This window comes from Paraburkholderia fynbosensis (assembly GCF_902859935.1).
GTDB lineage: Bacteria > Pseudomonadota > Gammaproteobacteria > Burkholderiales > Burkholderiaceae > Paraburkholderia > Paraburkholderia fynbosensis.
Genome location: NZ_CADIKI010000025.1, coordinates 15863 through 33445 on the forward strand (window position 1 = coordinate 15863; position 17583 = coordinate 33445).

Sequence of the window (17583 nt, forward strand, 5' to 3'; positions counted from 1 at the left end):
TCAGCGCATCAGCGCCGGTTCGATCCGGACACGACGTCGATCCACACTGCCAGTACGAGAATGCTGCCCTTGACGATCATCTGCCAGTAGGCATCGACGTCGAGCATCGACATGCCGTTGTCGAGGCTCGCCATCACCAGCGCGCCGATCAACGCGCCGTACACGGTGCCGGAGCCGCCGCGCATCGACGTGCCGCCGATGAAGCACGCGGCGATCGCATCGAGCTCACCCATCGAGCCTGCCGACGGCGAGCCGGCCGCGAGCCGCGCGGTATTGACGATCCCGGCGAACGCGCACATCAGTCCCATCAGCGCGAAGATCGCCAGCTTCACGCGGTTCGTGTTGACGCCCGAGAGACGCGTCGCTTCGAGGTTCGAACCGACTGCATAGATGCGCCGGCCGAACACGGTCTGCGTCGCGATCCACGTGAAGACGCCGAGCAGCGCGAGCAGCAGCAGAACCGGCACCGGAATGCCGCCGTAACGATCGAGCGTGGCGACGAAGCCCGCCAGAATCGCACCCGCGCCGACCACCTTGACGATGTCCTGCCAGATCGGCACGACCCGCAACTGATAACGCTGGCGATTGGCGCGCTGCCGAATCGTCAGGAACGCGAGCAGCACGAACAGGACGACTGCGAGCGTGTCGCCCGCGAGGCGCGGCAAGTAACCCTGGCCGACGAACACGAAACTGTCCGACACCGGGGCGATCGTCGAGCCGCCGGTCACGCCGAGCAGAATGCCGCGATACGCGAGCATCCCGCCGAGTCCGACGATGAACGACGGCACCCGCCGGTAGGTCGACCACCAGCCGTTGAACATGCCGACGAGCACGCCGAGCAGCATCACCACCGGCACGGTCACGCCGATCGGCCAGTGCCGGTTGACGTCGAGGATCGCCGCGACGCCACCGAGCAGACCGAGCAGCGAGCCGACCGACAGATCGATTTCACCGGCGATGATCACGAACACCATGCCGCACGCGAGCATGCCGGTTATCGACATTTGCCGAAGCAGGTTCGACAGATTGCGCGGCGTGACGAATGCGCCATGCGTGAGCGCCGAAAAGAAAATCCAGATGACGGCCACGGCGATCAGCAACGCGAGAATCTTGTAGCGCGCGAACAGTTGCTGAATACGCTGCGGGCCGCCGAATGCGCCTCGCGGCGTGGGGTTGTCGGCGCGTTGGGAAGTAACGTCGGGCGTCATGCTGCACTCGCTGCGGTAGGGTTCGTTAATCGCTGCACGGGACGGATCGCGGCACTGAGGACGTCCTCCTGCGTGAGGCCGTCGTTGACGAAGTCGCCACGCAACTCGCCTTCGCCGATCACCAGCACACGATCGCTGATGCCGAGCACCTCGGGCATTTCGGACGACACCATCACGATCGACATGCCGCGCTGCGCCAGTTGAAAGATCAGCTTGTAGATTTCGTACTTCGCGCCGACGTCGACGCCGCGCGTCGGTTCGTCGAGGATCAGCACCTTCGGATCGGTCAGCAGCATGCGCGTGAGCACGGCCTTCTGCTGATTGCCGCCCGACAGGCTCGCGATCGACAGCATCGGATGCGCGGCGCGCACCGACAGCCGCTTCATCTCCGTATGAATCGTGTCGAGTTCGGCGGCGGAGTCGATCCGTCCACCCGAGGCGAACCGCCCGAGCACCGCGAGCGTGATGTTGTGGCCGACGCTCATCCCCGGCACGATGCCGTGGCGTTTGCGGTCTTCCGGCACCATCGCGATGCCGGCGCGAATCGCGTCGTCAGGCGCGCGAATTTTCAGCGGCTTGCCGTCCATCAGCACGCTCGCCTCGCTCACGCCAGGATACGCGCCGAAGATCGCCTGCATCAGCTCCGTGCGGCCCGCGCCCACCAGCCCCGCCACGCCGAGAATCTCGCCACGCCGCAGCGCGAACGACACGTCGTTCACCCGCTTGCGGCGCGGGTTGGTGACGTCGAAACAGGTGACATTGCGCGCTTCGAAGATCACGTCGCCGATCGGATGCGGCTCGCGCGGAAAGAGGTTCTTTATCTCGCGGCCCACCATCAGCGAGATGATGCGGTCGGTGGTGAGCGCATGCATCGGTTCCGTCGCGACATGGCGGCCGTCGCGGATCACGCTGATCGTGTCGCACACCGCCGCCACTTCGTCGAGCTTGTGCGAGATGTACACGCAGGCAATGCCGCGCCGCTTCAGATCGCGCACGATGTCGAGCAGAATGCTGATTTCCGACGAAGTCAGCGAGGACGACGGTTCATCGAGAATCAGCAGCTTCGCGCGCTTGTTCAACGCTTTCGCGATTTCGATCAACTGCTGATGACCGCCGCCGTAGTTCATCACCGGCTGCGCGGCGTTGATGCCGCTGATACCGAGGTCGCGCAGCAGTTCGTCGGCGCGCTGGTACATCGCCGCGTAGTTCATGCGGCCGCCGGGCAGCGTGATCTCATTGCCGAGAAAGATGTTCTCCGCGACCGACAACTCCGGCACCAGCATCAACTCCTGGTGAATGATGATGATGCCCGCGCGTTCGGTATCGCGCACGCCGGTGGCCTTGAGCGGCACGCCTTCCCAGGTTATTTCGCCATCCCAGGTACCGTGCGGGTACACGCCGGACAGCACTTTCATCAATGTCGATTTGCCGGCGCCGTTTTCGCCGCACAAGCCGACGCACTCGCCCGGCGAGACCGTCAGGTCGATGCCGTCGAGCGCTTTCACGCCCGAAAAAGCTTTGACGATGCCGCGCATCGTCAGTAGAGGTTGCGTCATTCGCTATTGCCTCGCTGCAAGGTGGGCCGGTGCTCGACCACGCCCCCGGGCCCCATGGCGCCCGGAAAACGTGGCAATCGCACCGCGCCCGTCTTCCGTCTTATTGGCTCGCGAGCTGCGCCTGCGTGTAGAAGCCATCCGTCACGACGAGGTTGACATTGGCCTTCGTCAGCTTGGTCGGCTGCAGCAGGACCGTATCGACCTTCTTCTTGCCGTTGTCGTATTGCGCGTTGAACGCCGGCTTGTCGCCCTTCGCCAGCGCCACCGAGAGCTTGGCCGCTTCGCCCGCGATGAGCTTGAGGGGTTTGTAGACCGTCATCGTCTGCGTGCCGGCCATCACGCGCTTGACCGCTGCGAGGTCCGCGTCCTGGCCCGAGATCGGTACCTTGCCCGCGAGGTTCTGCGCGGCCAACGCCTGGATCGCGCCGCCGGCGGTGCCGTCATTCGAAGCGACCACCGCGTCGATTTTGTTGTTGTTCGCCGTCAGCGCATCTTCCATGATGCGCAGCGCCGTCGATGCGCTCCACTCCGGCACCCACTGCTGGCCGACCACCTTGATGTCGCCCTTGTCGATGGCGGGCTTGAGCACCTTGAGCTGGCCAGCGCGCAGCATCTTCGCGTTGTTGTCGGTCGGCGCGCCGCCGAGCAGGAAGTAGTTGCCCTTCGGCCGCACGTCATAGACGCCCTGAGCCTGCATTTCGCCGACCTTCTCGTTGTCGAACGAGATGTAGGCGTCGATATCGGCATCGAGAATCAGGCGGTCATACGACACGACCTTGATGCCCGCCTTCCTCGCTTCGGCAACCACGTTGCCGAGCGTCTTCGAATTGAACGGCACAATCACGATCACGTCGACGCCGCGTGAGATCAGATTTTCGATCTGCGAGATCTGGCGTTCTTCGCTCGCGTCGGCGGATTGCACCGAGACTTTCGCGCCGAGCTTTTCCGCTGCAGCGACGAAATAGTCACGATCGCGCGACCAGCGCTCGACGCGCAGATCGTCGATACAAAAGCCGATTTCCGGATGATCCTTGCTGGCGTGCGCGAGCGGCGCGGCGAGCGACAGGCTGGCGAGTACGGCTCCGCATACGAGCGAACTCAGGACATGACGACGTGTTTTGAATTGCATGACTGTCTCCTTTTTTTCGATCGGAGTGAGTGCTTCAGCACTTACGCCGGTCCCATGAAAAATGGTTTCGTTGTATTACCCGGAATACCGGGTTGGCCGGCTTGCGCTGCGAGCGACAAGACCGGACAAGCGTCAACCCAAAGTTTCCTGTTTCACGCGGTCGACGTGGCCGCGCGATTTTTTATGTGATGCTTCTGCTTTTATTGCTCACACTATGATGCGTTTCAGCGTCCGCTATAAATCGCCTGATTCACGATGTTTTCCATCCGCTCCTGCTGACCGCTCGCATGCTGCGGGTTCAGGTCGCGTGCCAGCGCATCCGTTGCCAAGGTCGCCAGGGAATAGTCGCCCGAAAGAATCTTGCGGCCGAGTTCCGCATCCCAGCCCGCGTAGCGCTGCCGCTTGAACTGTTCGAGCCGATCGTTTTCGATCAAGACCGCCGCGCGCTCGACGGCGAGCGCGAGATTGTCGATCGCACCGATGTGGCCGTAGAACAGATCTTCCGGATCGACGCTTTGGCGCCGCACTTTCGAATCGAAATTCATGCCGCCGGTCGTAAAGCCGCCGTGCCGGAGAATCTCGTAGAACGCGAGCGTCAGTTCTTCGACGCTATTCGGAAACTGATCGGTATCCCAGCCGTTTTGCGGATCGCCGCGATTCGCATCGACGCTGCCGAAAATACCCAGCGCGTAAGCGGTCGCGATCTCGTGATGAAACGAATGGCCCGCGAGCGTGGCGTGATTGGCCTCGATGTTCACGCGAATGTCCCTTTCCAGCCCGTATTGCAGCAGGAAACCATGCACGGTCGCGACGTCGTAGTCGTATTGATGCTTGGTCGGCTCCTGCGGCTTCGGTTCGATTAACAGCGAGCCCTTGAAGCCGATCTTGTGCGCATGATCGACCACCATGTGCAGGAAGCGCGCGAGTTGTTCGCGTTCGCGCACGAGGTCGGTATTGAGCAGCGTGTCGTAGCCTTCGCGGCCGCCCCACAGTACATAGTTCTCACCACCGAGCCGTTGCGTGGCGTCGAGCGCGTGGCGCACTTGGGTCGCCGCAAACGCGAAGATGTCCGGGTCGGGGCTCGTCGCCGCGCCCGCCGCGTAACGCGGATGCGAGAACAGATTGGCCGTGCCCCACAGCAATTTGATGCCGGTGTCCTGCTGCTTGCGCGCCAGATAGTCGGTGACGCGCTGGAAGTTCTCGCTGTATTCCTTCAGACTCGCCCCCTCGGGCGCGACGTCGGTGTCGTGAAACGTGTAGTACGGCGTGCCGAGCTTGGCGAAGAACTCGAACGCGGCGTCGGCCTTTTGCAGCGCGCGCTCCATTGCGTCGCCAGCTTGCTGCCACGGACGCCTGAAGGTCCCCTGCCCGAAAATGTCGACGCCGGGCCAGACGAAGGTATGCCAGTAGCACACCGCAAGGCGCAGATGTTCTTCGAGCGTCTTGCCGAGTACCCGTTTGCTCTTGTCGTAATGGCGGTATGCAAGCGGGTTGTCCGATTGCGGGCCTTCATAGCGGATTTCGGGGATGTGTTCGAAGTAGGACATCGGCGTCTCCTGTTTTATGTTGCACTGCAACCGCAGCCGCCGCCATGCCGGTCGACCAAGGTGACGCCATGCTGCCGCGTGCGCGATGCGTCGGCAATTGCGAAATTGCGCAGCGCGCTTGATGTTTCTTACCGCCCGCGCGTTTGTTTCGCACCGGCGCACGATTCGCGGCCTAGAATAACCGGACGCTTAAAAAACGGCGCTGCCTTGAGTGCACACTCAAGCACCCGCTAACAGGAGACAAAGGCCGTGGGTTTGACGATCCGCGCGCCGCTCACCGCCATGCCCCGTCCGCAAACACCACAGACGTCCCATCGGATCGCGCTGCTGTTCAACGCGAACAAGGTCTACGACCGCGAGATCATCACCGGTATCGGCAACTACCTGCTGTCGACGCGGGTGGCGTGGGATCTCTTCCTCGAAGAAGATTTTCGCTGCCGGCTGACCGGCATCGAGCGCTTCGACGGCGATGGCATCATCGCCGATTTCGACGACCCCGCGGTGGGCGAAGCGCTGCGCGATTGTCCGCTGCCGGTGGTCGCGGTCGGCTCGTCGTTCGAAGATCCGGCGCATTACCCTCCGGACTTACCCTATATCGCGACCGACAACAGCAAGCTCGTGTCGCTCGCCTATACGCATCTGATCGGCTCGGGCCTCGAACACTTCGCGTTGTACAGCCTGCCGCAGGCCCAGGAAAACCGCTGGGCGCAGCAGCGTGAACTCGCGTTCGCCCATTTGCGCCACGCCGACGGGCGCAGCGCCGCGCAGATCGACAGCGAGGTCTATCGCGGCCTGTCGACCAGCGCGCCGTCGTGGAACCAGGCGACCGAGCAACTCACCGCGTGGCTGCGGCAACTGCCGAAGCCGGTCGGCATCATCGCCGTGACCGATGCGCGCGCGCGGCATCTGCTGCAAGCGTGTCTGATCGCGGGCATTCCGGTGCCCGAGGAAGTGGCGATCATCGGCATCGACAACGATCCGCTGACGCGCACGTTGACGCGTATTCCACTCTCGTCCGTGATTCAGGGCACCGAAGAAATGGGCCGCACTGCCGCGCACTTGTTGCATCAGATGCTGCACGGCGCGCGTTTTCCGGGGCGGCGCATTCTCGTGCCGCCGGTCGGCATCAACGTGCTCGAATCGACGGGGCATCAGCCGCTCGCGAGCCCATATGTGATGCGCGCGCGGCACTTCATCCGCCAGTACGCGTGCCAGGGAATTCGCACCGAACAGGTAGCCGACTATGTGGGCGTGTCGCGCTCGTCGCTCGAAGAGTACTTCCGGCGCGAACGCAAGTGCACCGTGCATCAGGAAATCCTGCGCCATAAGCTCGACGTCGCGAAGGCGCTGCTGGCCAAGCGCGATGCGTCGAGCGCGGAAGTGGCGATTCGTTGCGGCTTCACGTCGCTGCAATACATGTATGCGGTATTTCGTCGTGAACTCGGCTGTACGCCGCGCGAATACCAGGAGCGCGCGAATTCGACGGCCGCGCCCGGCTGAGCATGCCTTTACTCTTTCCTTCCACCGACGACATGATCAGCATCGCACAACTTTCTTCCGAGCCATGGGGCACCCTGCAGGGTGGCGATCGGGTCCGGCTCTATACGCTGCGTAATGCGCACGGTATGAAAGTCGCCATCAGCGACCTCGGCGCGACGCTGGTCTCCTGGCATGCACCGGATCGCGCCGGACGTCTCGGCGATATTCTGCTCGGCCACGACACCCCCGCCGAATACGTTGCCGCCACGACGTACATGGGCGGCCTGATTGGCCGCTGGGCGAACCGCATTGCCGACGCGCGCTTCACGCTCGACGGTATCGAGTACACACTCGACCGCAACGAAGGGGCGAACCTGCTGCATGGCGGCAGCGTGGGTTTTCATCGCGCGCTGTGGGACGTGAGCGAAGACAACGGCGCGTTGCTGATGCGCCTGGAGTCGCCGGAAGGCGATGCCGGTTTTCCGGGCAACGTCACGACGCAAGTGCGCTATTCGCTCGACGACGACGGCACGCTGACCATCGCGTACGAAGCGATCACCGACGCGCCGACGCCGCTCAATCTAACGAGTCATCCGTACTTCAATCTGACGGGCAAGCCGGGAACGGACATTCGCGGCCACGTGTTGGCGATCGACGCCGAGCAGTTCTTCGAGGTCGACGCCGGGATGATTCCGTGCAAGCTCGCCGAGGTCGCGGGCAATGCCTTCGACTTCCGGCAAAGCGCGCCGATCGGCGGGCGCCTCGACTGGCCGCACACGCAACTCGCGAGAGCGGGCGGCTTCGATCATTGCTACGTGCTGCGCGACGCAGCCGGCGCCGAGGCGGGCGACGGCGCGCCGCCGGTGCGTCAGGTGGCCTGCGCATACGATCCGGGCAGCGGACGCGAATTGACCGTGTCGACAGATCAGCGCGGCTTACAGTTCTATACGGGCAACTTTCTGAATGGCGACGTGGGACGCGGTGGTGTCAGGTATCAACGTCATGCGGGATTGTGTCTCGAAGCAGGCGGCTTTCCGAACCAGGTCAATATGGCCGGCCAGGACGAGGTGATCGTGCGGCCCGGCGATACTTACAGGCAAGTGACTGCTTATCGGGTCGATGTGCGCAAGGGCGTGTGACGGATTTTCTGGCCTCTTACACGGCACATTACAGCGCGCCGACTTATTGTTTGATGCAATACTGAATTAACGCCCTGGTGGTTTCCGTTCGATTAATCGCTTCCTAGACTCCGTCAATGGTGCCGAAAATCTCGGTGCCGGATAGACAATCCCGGAGGGAAGCATCATGCAATCGCTAGTCAAAGCAGTGGCGGTGTTAGTTATCCTTGCTGCGCCCGCGGTCTCGTTCGCTCAAGCCGAGCAGCCGCTCACCCGCGCGGAGGTCAAGGCGCAACTCAAGCAGATCGAGCAGGCGGGATACCAGCCGGGCAAGTCCACCGACTCCAGCTATCCCGCCGATATTCAGGCGGCCGAAGCGCGTGTCGCCGCGCAGAATGCGACGGCTCAGGCCGATACGACCGGCTATGGGACGACGGCGACGGGGTCGTCGCAAGCAGGCGGGAATGCGGAGAGTGTGAATCCGGGGCAGTGATCGGAGCATTGCTTTTTCTCGTGCCCAGTGCGAAGCGGGTCGTGCTTTTTAACGCATGATCCGCTTTCCTGTTTCTTGTCTATTGCGCGGCGAATGGAGTGAGAGCGCTTCGTTATTCGGCATTTCGCCGCCCGCTCATTGCTTGCGTGTTGTCGCGTCGCCAGATGCGCAATACAGCGTCTTTTGCTATGCCCGCGAGTATGGACGCGGCTTTGCTTCCTTCGTTGGCCTCCACCTGATCTCGCCCGACATCCGCGAACCATGACAACGGTGGCGTTTGCCTGAGACAGCGGGACTCGGCAATGCGAACATCGTCGACTTCTTCAAGTCGAGCGCACAGTAATAAACTTCCTACTGGTCAATCCCGAAGTGCCCCGATCGATACGGGAGCTACGGCTTCCCATTTCCAGGAGACACACCATGTCCCGCACCATCGCCGAGAAACGCGCCGCCTTCCGCGCCTTGCATATGTCCGGTTGTTTCGTGCTGCCCAATCCGTGGGATGCGGGCAGCGCCCGCTATCTGCAGACACTCGGCTTCCAAGCCGTCGCCACCACCAGTTCCGGTTTTGCCTGGTCTACCGGCCACGCCGACAATACATTGCCGCGCGATGCGATCCTCGCACATCTGCGCGAGATCGTCGCGGCGACAGACCTGCCCGTCAACGCGGACTTCGAGAACGGCTTTGGCCGCGAGCCGGCCGACGTCGCCGACAGCGTCCGGCTGGCCGTGGAGACCGGCGTGGCGGGTCTGTCCATCGAAGATTCGACCGGCGATCCCGCCGCCGCGCTGTTCCCGATCGACATCGCGGTTCAGCGAATTAGCGCGGCGCGCCGCGCGATCGACGAAACGGGCGGCGATACCTTGCTGATCGGCCGCGCGGAGAACTTCTTCGCCGGCAAGCCCGACCTCGACGATGCGATCGCGCGTCTGAAGGCGTATGCCGCAGCCGGCGCCGATTGCCTGTACGCACCGGGTATTCAAACGCGCGAGCAGATCGAAGCAGTGGTTGCGGCCGTGGCGCCGAAACCCGTCAACCTGCTGATCGGATCGACGTCGAGTTTGACTGTGCAAGACGCGGCGGCGCTCGGCGTGAGGCGCATCAGCGTTGGCGGTGCGCTCGCCCGCGCCGCATGGGGCGGCTTCATGCGTGCCGCGCAAGCGTTAGCCGACGGTCGCTTCGACGGCTTCGAAGGCGCCACGCCCGGCTCGCAACTCAACGACCTGTTCCAGAACCGTGCGTGATGCCATGCACAGTCCTTCAGATGGAGAAAATGATGGCTCGTGAAATCATTCGCGTCGAACCGCTGTCTACCTACCTGGATAACTGGAAGGCACCCACGTCCGCCGTGACGCGCCACGGCGACACCGTGTACGTATCCGGCTTTCCGCCATTCGATCCTGCGACCGGTGAGGTGATCGACGCGCCAATCGAGCGTCAAACCGAACTGGTTCTGGAGCAGATGAAACTATGTCTGGAGACTGCCGGTTCGTCGTTGGCGCACGTGCTCAAGTGCAATGTCTACTGCACTTCGGTCGAGAAGTTCGCCGCAGTCAACGCTGTATACAAACGTTATTTTCCAGTCGATCCACCAGCGCGAATTTTCGTCAACGTACCCGCTTGGCCGGGCCATTTCGACATAGAGATCGATTGCGTGGCCGCCGTCAAATAGCGGCTCCCGCTTGCTGCTCGAGAGCCGGCGACTTGCAGTTTGTGGCCTTGAGGTGAGAGGCGGCGCGCCCGCTAGCGTGGAAGAGGCACCCGCTACACCCGGTGTCGAGGATTGTGTCGGCACCGTCCTCGATGTTTCCGATGGGAAAAGCGCGTGGGCGTTCCAGCCGTTCCACGCCCCTCGCCAAGAGTACGACCAAAGGTGCGCGCGCCGCCAATTCGATTCCGCCCCTCACGCCGAATGTTATTATCGGAAACACAACCCGCCACCGTGAAGCGCGTACCCGAAAAAGCAGCAGCCCCATGGACACCCATCTCAGCAAACCCGCCGACCCGTCAACCACCGACCTTGGCCGGCGCGTGCGCGCCGCCCGTCAGGCGCAGGACCTGACGCTGGAAACCGCGAGCCGCCTGTGCGGCGTCTCCCGTTCGACGCTCTCCAAAGTAGAAAACGGCCTGATGTCCCCCACCTTCGACGTGTTGCAGAAAATCGTCCTCGGGCTGAAGATCGAAATCGGCGAGCTGTTCGGCTCCACGCCGAAGGTGAGTGCCAGCGGCCGCCGCGCGTTGACCCGCAAAAACGAAGGCCAGCGCCACGCGTACCGTGGCTATCAGATGGAGTTGCTCGCCACCGACCTCGCGCACAAAGCGATGCTGCCGTTTCGCATCCGCATTTTTGCGCACACGCTCGACGCCTTCGACGACTGGGGCCGCCACGAAGGCGAAGAGTTTCTGTACGTGATCAGCGGCAGCGTGTGCCTCTATTCGGAGCTATACGCGCCGACGCATCTGAACGCCGGCGACAGTCTGTACTTCGACAGCCGCACCGGCCATGCCGCGGTTTCCACCAGCGAAGAAGACGCCGAGGTGTTGTGGATGGCGACCAGCGCGGACATCCCGCAGACGCCGGTCACCATCGAATCGACGAAGAAATAGGTCGCGCGCGCGGCGCCTCGATGCGCCTTCGCGCGCGTATGCTGCCAATCACACCGGGCGCGCCGCCAACGCCCGCTGCGCGAGTTGCGCGATATGCAGCGCGTGATGCCCCGTCCCCTGCTCGATCTGCTCACGGCAACTGAATCCATTGGTCAGCACGATCGTCTCGTGATTCGCCGCAGCCGCTTCACGCACGGCCGGCAACAGCTTGTCTTCGCCGATCTCCAGCGACAAAGCGTGATGCTCCGCGTTGAAGCCGAACGATCCGGCCATCCCACAGCATCCCGTATCGAGCAGCTTCCACTTCACACCGAGCTTGTTCAGCAAGGCGGTATCGCCTTGCATGCCGAACAGCGCCTTCTGGTGGCAATGCCCATGGACGATCACGTCGGCGGCAAGCGTCGGCCAGTCGAACGGCTGGCGCACGACGAAATCGGAGAACAGAAAAGTTTGCGCCGACAGTTGCTTGGCCAACGCGTGACCCGGCAGTTGCTTCAGTAGTTCGTCCTTGAATACCGACAGACAACCCGGTTCGAGACCGACGAGCGGCACACCGGCGGCGATATCGTCCGCGAGGGCGTCGAGAATGTGTGTGAGCAGTTCGCGGGCGCGTTCGAGCAAGCCAAAGTCGTAGAGCGGACGTCCACAGCACAGGCGGTTCTTCGGCAGCACGACATGCCAGCCTAATTGCTCGAGTACATCGGCGGCGGCTTGTGCGATTTCGGGCGTGAAATGATCGTTGAACGTATCCACCCAGAGGATGACTTTCTTCGCGCCGTCGCGAGCGTCATGCGCAGCTTGCGGAGCGCGCCGCGCGATCTGTCGATACGTGGTCCCGGCAAACTGCGGCAACGCGCGCGCGTGCGCTACACCGGCGACCCATTTGCCGATCGTAGACAGACCCGGTGCCGTCGTCATGAAGTTCGTCAGACGTGCAACGCGCGACGCCCACGGCGCCCATTCGCCGATCCGTCCCATGAACAAGGCCTGACGCGGCCGGCGATTGTTCTCGTAGTAATGCGAAAGAAATTCCGCCTTGTACGAAGCCATGTCCGTATGCGTGGGGCAATCCGACTTGCAGCCCTTGCACGCGAGGCACGTGTCGAGCGCTTCTTTCACTTCGCGGCTTTGCCAGCCGTCTGCGATCACCTCGCCTTGCAGCATCTCCCAGAACAGATGCGCCCGGCCGCGCGTCGAGTACTTCTCCTCACGCGTCGCGCGATAGCTCGGGCACATGGTGCCACCGTCGAGCGAGCGGCACTTGCCCATGCCGATACATCGCTCGATCGCGCGCTGGAACCCGTCGCCTTCCGGACTGGCGAATGTCAGCTTCGTTCGCAGCGTCACCGGCTTGTAGGCCGGGCCCATCCGCAGGTTTTCGTCGGCGCGATACGCGTGTACCACCTTACCCGGATTCAGACGGTTGGCCGGGTCCCAGATCGCCTTGAACTGCTCCATGGCCTGCATCAGTTCGGGGCCGTACATGATCGGCAAAAACTCGGCTTTGGCCTGGCCGTCGCCGTGTTCGCCCGACAACGAGCCACCGAATTCCACCACCAGTTCCGCCGCCTCGCGCAGAAACTCGCGCCATGTCGACACGCCTTGCGCGCTGCGCAGATCGAAGGTGATGCGCGCGTGCACGCAGCCATCGCCGAAATGGCCGTAGAGACTCGTCTCGTAGCGGTAACGATCAACCAGCGCCTGGAACGCGCGCAGATAATCGCCGAGGCGCAACGGATCGACCGCCGCATCTTCCCAGCCGACCACCGGATCGGGCGCGCCCGCATCGACCGACAACGCCACCGCCGACGCGCCTGTCTCGCGGATCGACCACACCTTCGCCTGCAACACGCGGTCTTCGACCAGCAACGCCGACACGTTCGGCCCCGCGTTGCCCGACGAGAAATACGCGGCCGCGGCTTGCGCGTCGCGCAGCACTGCCTCCTGCGTATCCGCGCCGAATTCGAGCACGACCCATGCATCGCCTCGCGGCAGCAACGCGATTTCGTCCTTCTTCAGACCGCGCGCCTGCAAGCCGCGAATGATCGCGCGGTCGAGACCTTCGATCGCGATCGGCCCGCAATGCATGAAATGCGGCACGGCGTCCGCCGCCGTGTAGATGTCCGTGAAGCCGACCACGACGATCACGCGCTTCGCCGGACTTTTCACGAGCCGCACTTTCGCCTGCAACGTCACCGCGCACGTGCCCTCCGTGCCGACCAGCGCACGCGCGACGTTAAAGCCGTTTTCGGGCAGCAATTGATCGAGATTGAAGCCGGACACGCGCCGTTTGATCTGCGGGAATTTCGCGCGAATCTGCGCGGCGTACGTGTCGCGCAAACGCTTGAGCGCGGCGTAGATTTCGCCCTGACGGCCACCCGCCGCGATGATGCGTTCGAGTTCGTCATCGGATGTCGGGCCGACCCAGAAGCGTGCGCCGTCGAAGGTCGCGATTTCCAGCGCCTCGACGTTTTCGACGGTCTTGCCGGCCATCACCGAATGCGCGCCGCACGAGTTGTTGGCGATCATGCCGCCGAGCGTGCAGCGGCTGTGCGTCGCCGGATCGGGGGCGAAGGTGAGGCCGTGCTGCTCGGCGGCATCGCGCAACGTATCGCACACCACGCCCGGCTCGACGATCGCCACCCGCGCGGCAGGATCGACCGACACGACGCGGTTCACGTACTTGCTCGCGTCGGCCACGACCGCGACGTTCACGCATTGGCCGTTTTGCGACGTGCCGCCGCCGCGTGCAAGAAACGGCACGTCGTTGCGGCGGCACGCGGCGAGCGTGGCGAGCAGATCGTCGACATCCTTCGGGACGACGACGGCGAGCGGAATCTGCCGATAGTTCGACGCATCCGACGCATACATCGCTTTGGACCCCTGATCGAAACGCACTTCGCCGCGCACATGCCGGCGCAAGTCGCTCTCGAGCGTCTGCATCACGGCGGCGGTGCCCGTGAACGGCCTCGCGACGTGCCGCTCGCCGGACGCGATCGAGGCAATCGATGCGTGCGGATCGCCCGACTTCTTCACGCCCTGCCCTTCATCCAATGACGTTCCCACACTGCGTCCCCCGTCTCCGCTGCCGCCAGTCCGCAACTCGCCCGCCCGTTGTGCCGTCGTGCGCTCAGGCGGCCTGGCTCGCAGTCATCTTGAAGATACCCTGTGCGTTGCCCGCGTCGAAACGCAGGTCCGTTTCCCAGCGCCGCGCGTCCTGATCGAAACTCCGTTTGCGCGTGATGAATTCGTAGAACGAGCCCGGCACTTCACGCGTCACCACGCCGCCGTCAGCCGTGCGGAACTCGCGCTGCACCATGTCCGCGCGATACGCGGTCTGGAACACGCGGCCCGAACGCGAGCGCTCGACTTCCGGCTTCATCGGACGGCCCTTGGCCTTCTCCTCGTCGGACAGTTTGAAGACGTCCTCGACGCGATCGGTCGCGTGATTGAACGCGTTGCCTTCGGTCGCGATCCACGCCATTTCCGCCGACTCCTTCAACAATACTTCGTAATCGGCTTCGCATGGCGTCTCGTGCTGGCGCGCGAACGCACCGACGATCACCGGCAGCAATTCATGCGCCACGTCGAGCGGCAGCACGCCGTCGCGTTCGAGTTCCCACAACTGCCCTGCCGCACGCGGCGTCAGCGGATCGCGCGACGCGCCGATCACCTTCGTCACCACCTGCTGAAACGCCGCCGAGAAACGTTCCGGATGCAATTCGCTGACGAAAAACTGTGCGATCTCGTCGGGTGCGTCCTCATGCGCCCACGCGCGGCCGGTCATGCCGAGACGATCCAGCGGATAGCGGCCATTGGTACTGAAGCCGAGCGGCCGCAATATGCGCGCGAACGCCGCTTCGCCGGGTGGCAGCGCGCCGCTGTGCGGCCAGCGCACCGTGCGCAGCGCGCCGTGGTCGAAATACACGCTGCCACCGGCGGCAAGCGTCTCCTCGATGTACCGGCGACCGTTCGCCGAGCGCGCGAGCAGGTCCTCGAAAAGCGCCATGTTCATCCCCTGCGCGAGTTCCGCGCGGGTGACGCTGCCGTCGTTCCATTCGTCGAGGATGCGCGGATGGTTGAGCGTCGCGAAGAGCCGCGCGGTCTTGTCGGCGCCCAGCAATTTCAGCAGCAGTTGTTCGATATTCGCATTCTTGATGTTTCGCATACCGGTTCTCCACGTAGCGCTTCGCGCGCTCGCCCATGTCTCGACAGAACCCACCGGGCCCTGACGCAAAGGGCGGCACGGCATTCTGAAGGCGAGATTATTCAAAATCCGCCGACTCATCGTAAAGCGAGATAAAATCGCCACTTGATGCGTTTTTGGAATCAACGTGCGAAAGTTCAAGATCCCCAACATGGGCGCTCTGCTCGCTTTCGAAGCCGCCGCGCGGCACGAAAGCTTCACGCATGCGGCGCGCGAACTGTTTCTTACCGAAAGCGCGGTGTCACGCCAGATCAATACGTTGGAGAACAATCTTGGCGTGCGGCTGTTCGTACGCGTCAAACAGCGCGTGGTGCTGACGAAAGCAGGCAAGGTATATGGCGCGCAGGTGCGGCGCTCGCTGGAACAGCTCGACCGCGACACGCTGTCGATCATCGCGCATGGTAGTGGCGGCGGTTATCTCGAACTGGCCGTGCTGCCGACGTTCGCGTCGCAATGGCTGATTCCGCGGCTCGCGGCATTCAATGCGCAGTACTCGGATGTGCGCGTGAACATGGGCGTGCGCACCGGCACGTTCGCGTTCGCCGAGACCCATTTCGAAGCGGCGATTCACTACGGCAAGCCGACGTGGCCAGGCACCTCGGCGGATTTTCTGTTCTGCGAGGAAGTGGTGCCGGTATGCGCGGCGAGTCTGCTGAAGCGGCCCGTGCGGCACGCCGCCGACCTTCTGGACTATCCGCTGCTGCATTCCACTACGCGGCCGGATGGCTGGGCGGCATGGTTCGCGAGCCTGGAGGTCGACGACAACCGGACCATGCAGGGCGTGCGTTACGAACTCCACACGATGTTGATCAGCGCCGCCGCAGCAGGCCTCGGTATTGCGCTGGTGCCGCGCTTTTTCGTCGATACGCAGCTCGAACAGCTTGGGCTCGTGATACCGCTCGACACGCCGGCGGTCGCGGACTCGGCGTACTACCTCGTCTATCCTACCGAACTGAGCCACGGCAAGCCGCTCGCGAGTTTCCGCGAATGGCTGTTGCAGGAAGCCGCGTCCTACAGCGCGATCTATCCCGAACTGGCCGGTAAGCCCGTTACCGATTGAGCGCGCAGGCGGCCCGCGCACACGCCCGGTGATCAGGCGCCGGCTTCGCGTGCCTGCGCGAGCGCGCTCAGGTTGCCTTCGCCGAAGCCGTGATGCCCCTGGCGCTGCACAATCTCGAAGAAGATCTCGCCGGTGCGGCGGCGCACGAAGGTCTGGAAAAACAGCAGCGGCGCGCCGTCGGCGCCGATCTCGCCATCCACCAACACATGGATGCGCTTGAGCCGCTGGACGTCGAGCCCATGGCCTGGCAGACGCGCGTCGAGTTGATCGTAGTAGCGCGGCGGCGGTTCGACGAACTCGACGCCGTTCGCGAGCAGTTGCTCGACGCACGCGAAGATATCGTCGGTGGCGAGCGCGATATGCTGCACGCCTTCGCCCGGATGGTCCGGCAAATACTCGTGCATCAGATTGGTTCGGCGCGTGCCCTCTTCGTACAGCGGCACGCGGATCGCGCCGCACGGCGACACCATCACGCGCGATTCGGCAGATACATGCCAGTTCGCGTGCAACTCATGAATCTCGCGGAAGTTGAGCAGGTCGCGATAGAAGTCGAGCCATTCCTGCATCCGGCCCTCGCCGACCGTTTGCGTCAAATGGTCGACCGCGACGAGGCCGCTGCCCGCATGGCTCAGATCGGCGTGCGCCGTGTCGATCTCGATGGGCCGGAAGTCGATGTCGAAGATCGAGATGTCGCCGAGGCCGCCGCGCTGGCCGCCGCGCCCGCGCCAACGGTCGACGAAATAGATGTGCGAGTCGCCGATGCCCTGGATCGCCGGAATCAGCAATTCGCCCGCGCCGATCTTCTCGCCTTCGAACGCCCAGGCGCCGAGTTCGATCGCGCGATCGAAGGCGCGCTGCGCGTCGGCCACGCGAATGCCGATCGCGCAGATGCCCGCGCCGTATTCCTCGGCATAGCGCGCAGCGAACGAATCGGGCTCGGCGTTGATCAGAAATTGCATCTCGCCTTGCCGATACAGAGTGACGTCCTTGCTGATATGACGCGCGATCGCCTTGAAGCCGAGTTTGGTGAAGGTGTCGCCGAGCGCTTGCGGCTCGCGCGCGGCAAACTCCACGAATTCGAGGCCGGCGGTGCCGAGCGGATTGTGCTCAGGCGCCGACACGGCGCGCAGCGCGGCGTCTGGAGTGGGCAAGTCGCTGGGCATGGCAATCTCCTTGTA

Annotated in this window: 14 protein-coding genes; 7 read left to right on the plus strand and 7 right to left on the minus strand. The window is 63.4% G+C overall.

Annotation, left to right across the window (positions count from 1 at the left end):
- Nucleotides 1-8: 8 nt before the first annotated feature.
- The 4 genes from HV770_RS31620 to xylA all read right to left on the minus strand — a co-directional run bounded on the left by HV770_RS31620 (nucleotide 9) and on the right by xylA (nucleotide 5440).
- Nucleotides 9-1208 carry a sugar ABC transporter permease gene (locus tag HV770_RS31620; RefSeq protein ID WP_175165442.1) on the minus strand — a complete coding sequence of 400 codons (1200 nt, stop codon included), beginning with the start codon at nucleotides 1206-1208 and terminating at the stop codon, nucleotides 9-11.
- Nucleotides 1205-2764 carry a D-xylose ABC transporter ATP-binding protein gene (gene xylG / locus HV770_RS31625; protein ID WP_175165443.1) on the minus strand — a complete coding sequence of 520 codons (1560 nt, stop codon included), beginning with the start codon at nucleotides 2762-2764 and terminating at the stop codon, nucleotides 1205-1207. The genes HV770_RS31620 and xylG overlap by 4 nt, the downstream gene beginning before the upstream one ends.
- Nucleotides 2765-2864: 100 nt before the next feature.
- Complete coding sequence (xylF, locus tag HV770_RS31630; RefSeq protein ID WP_175165444.1) at nucleotides 2865-3893, minus strand: D-xylose ABC transporter substrate-binding protein; 1029 nt, start codon at nucleotides 3891-3893, stop codon at nucleotides 2865-2867.
- Between the two features lie 224 nt (nucleotides 3894-4117).
- Nucleotides 4118-5440, minus strand: a complete 1323-nt coding sequence (xylA, locus tag HV770_RS31635; protein ID WP_175165445.1) for a xylose isomerase — start codon at nucleotides 5438-5440, stop codon at nucleotides 4118-4120.
- A 282-nt stretch (nucleotides 5441-5722) separates the two neighbouring features.
- On the opposite strand from xylA, the gene HV770_RS31640 reads away from it, so the two are divergent.
- From HV770_RS31640 to HV770_RS31665, 6 genes are all read left to right on the plus strand, one after another.
- Entirely contained in the window at nucleotides 5723-6940 is a 1218-nt protein-coding gene (locus HV770_RS31640; protein WP_175165527.1) for a XylR family transcriptional regulator, read from the plus strand.
- Nucleotides 6941-6972: 32 nt separating this feature from the next.
- On the plus strand, nucleotides 6973-8058 hold the full coding sequence (locus HV770_RS31645; protein ID WP_175165528.1) for an aldose epimerase family protein: 1086 nt from the start codon (nucleotides 6973-6975) through the stop codon (nucleotides 8056-8058).
- A 166-nt stretch (nucleotides 8059-8224) separates the two neighbouring features.
- Nucleotides 8225-8530: a DUF4148 domain-containing protein gene (locus tag HV770_RS31650; protein WP_175165446.1), complete on the plus strand. Its 306-nt coding sequence runs from the start codon at nucleotides 8225-8227 to the stop codon at nucleotides 8528-8530.
- A 420-nt stretch (nucleotides 8531-8950) separates the two neighbouring features.
- Nucleotides 8951-9775, plus strand: a complete 825-nt coding sequence (locus HV770_RS31655; protein WP_175165447.1) for an isocitrate lyase/PEP mutase family protein — start codon at nucleotides 8951-8953, stop codon at nucleotides 9773-9775.
- Nucleotides 9776-9804: 29 nt separating this feature from the next.
- The gene (locus tag HV770_RS31660; protein ID WP_246291388.1) at nucleotides 9805-10203 is read left to right on the plus strand and encodes a RidA family protein; all 399 of its coding nucleotides are present in this window, start codon (nucleotides 9805-9807) and stop codon (nucleotides 10201-10203) included.
- 302 nt (nucleotides 10204-10505) lie between these two features.
- Nucleotides 10506-11138 (plus strand): helix-turn-helix domain-containing protein, encoded by a 633-nt coding sequence (locus HV770_RS31665; RefSeq protein WP_175165448.1) that lies wholly within the window; start codon nucleotides 10506-10508, stop codon nucleotides 11136-11138.
- 48 nt (nucleotides 11139-11186) lie between these two features.
- On the opposite strand, the gene HV770_RS31670 is transcribed toward HV770_RS31665, so the two are convergent.
- A complete protein-coding gene (locus HV770_RS31670; RefSeq protein ID WP_425497510.1) occupies nucleotides 11187-14204 on the minus strand; it encodes an FAD-binding and (Fe-S)-binding domain-containing protein in 3018 nt (1005 codons plus the stop codon).
- Nucleotides 14205-14268: 64 nt separating this feature from the next.
- Nucleotides 14269-15306, minus strand: a complete 1038-nt coding sequence (locus HV770_RS31675; protein ID WP_175165449.1) for a DUF1338 domain-containing protein — start codon at nucleotides 15304-15306, stop codon at nucleotides 14269-14271.
- A 166-nt stretch (nucleotides 15307-15472) separates the two neighbouring features.
- On the opposite strand from HV770_RS31675, the gene HV770_RS31680 reads away from it, so the two are divergent.
- A complete protein-coding gene (locus HV770_RS31680) occupies nucleotides 15473-16405 on the plus strand; it encodes a LysR substrate-binding domain-containing protein (RefSeq protein ID WP_175165450.1) in 933 nt (310 codons plus the stop codon).
- Nucleotides 16406-16437: 32 nt separating this feature from the next.
- Here HV770_RS31680 and HV770_RS31685 read toward each other — a convergent pair whose 3' ends face one another.
- The gene (locus HV770_RS31685) at nucleotides 16438-17568 is read right to left on the minus strand and encodes a 4-hydroxyphenylpyruvate dioxygenase family protein (RefSeq protein WP_175165451.1); all 1131 of its coding nucleotides are present in this window, start codon (nucleotides 17566-17568) and stop codon (nucleotides 16438-16440) included.
- Between the last annotated feature and the right edge of the window lie 15 nt (nucleotides 17569-17583).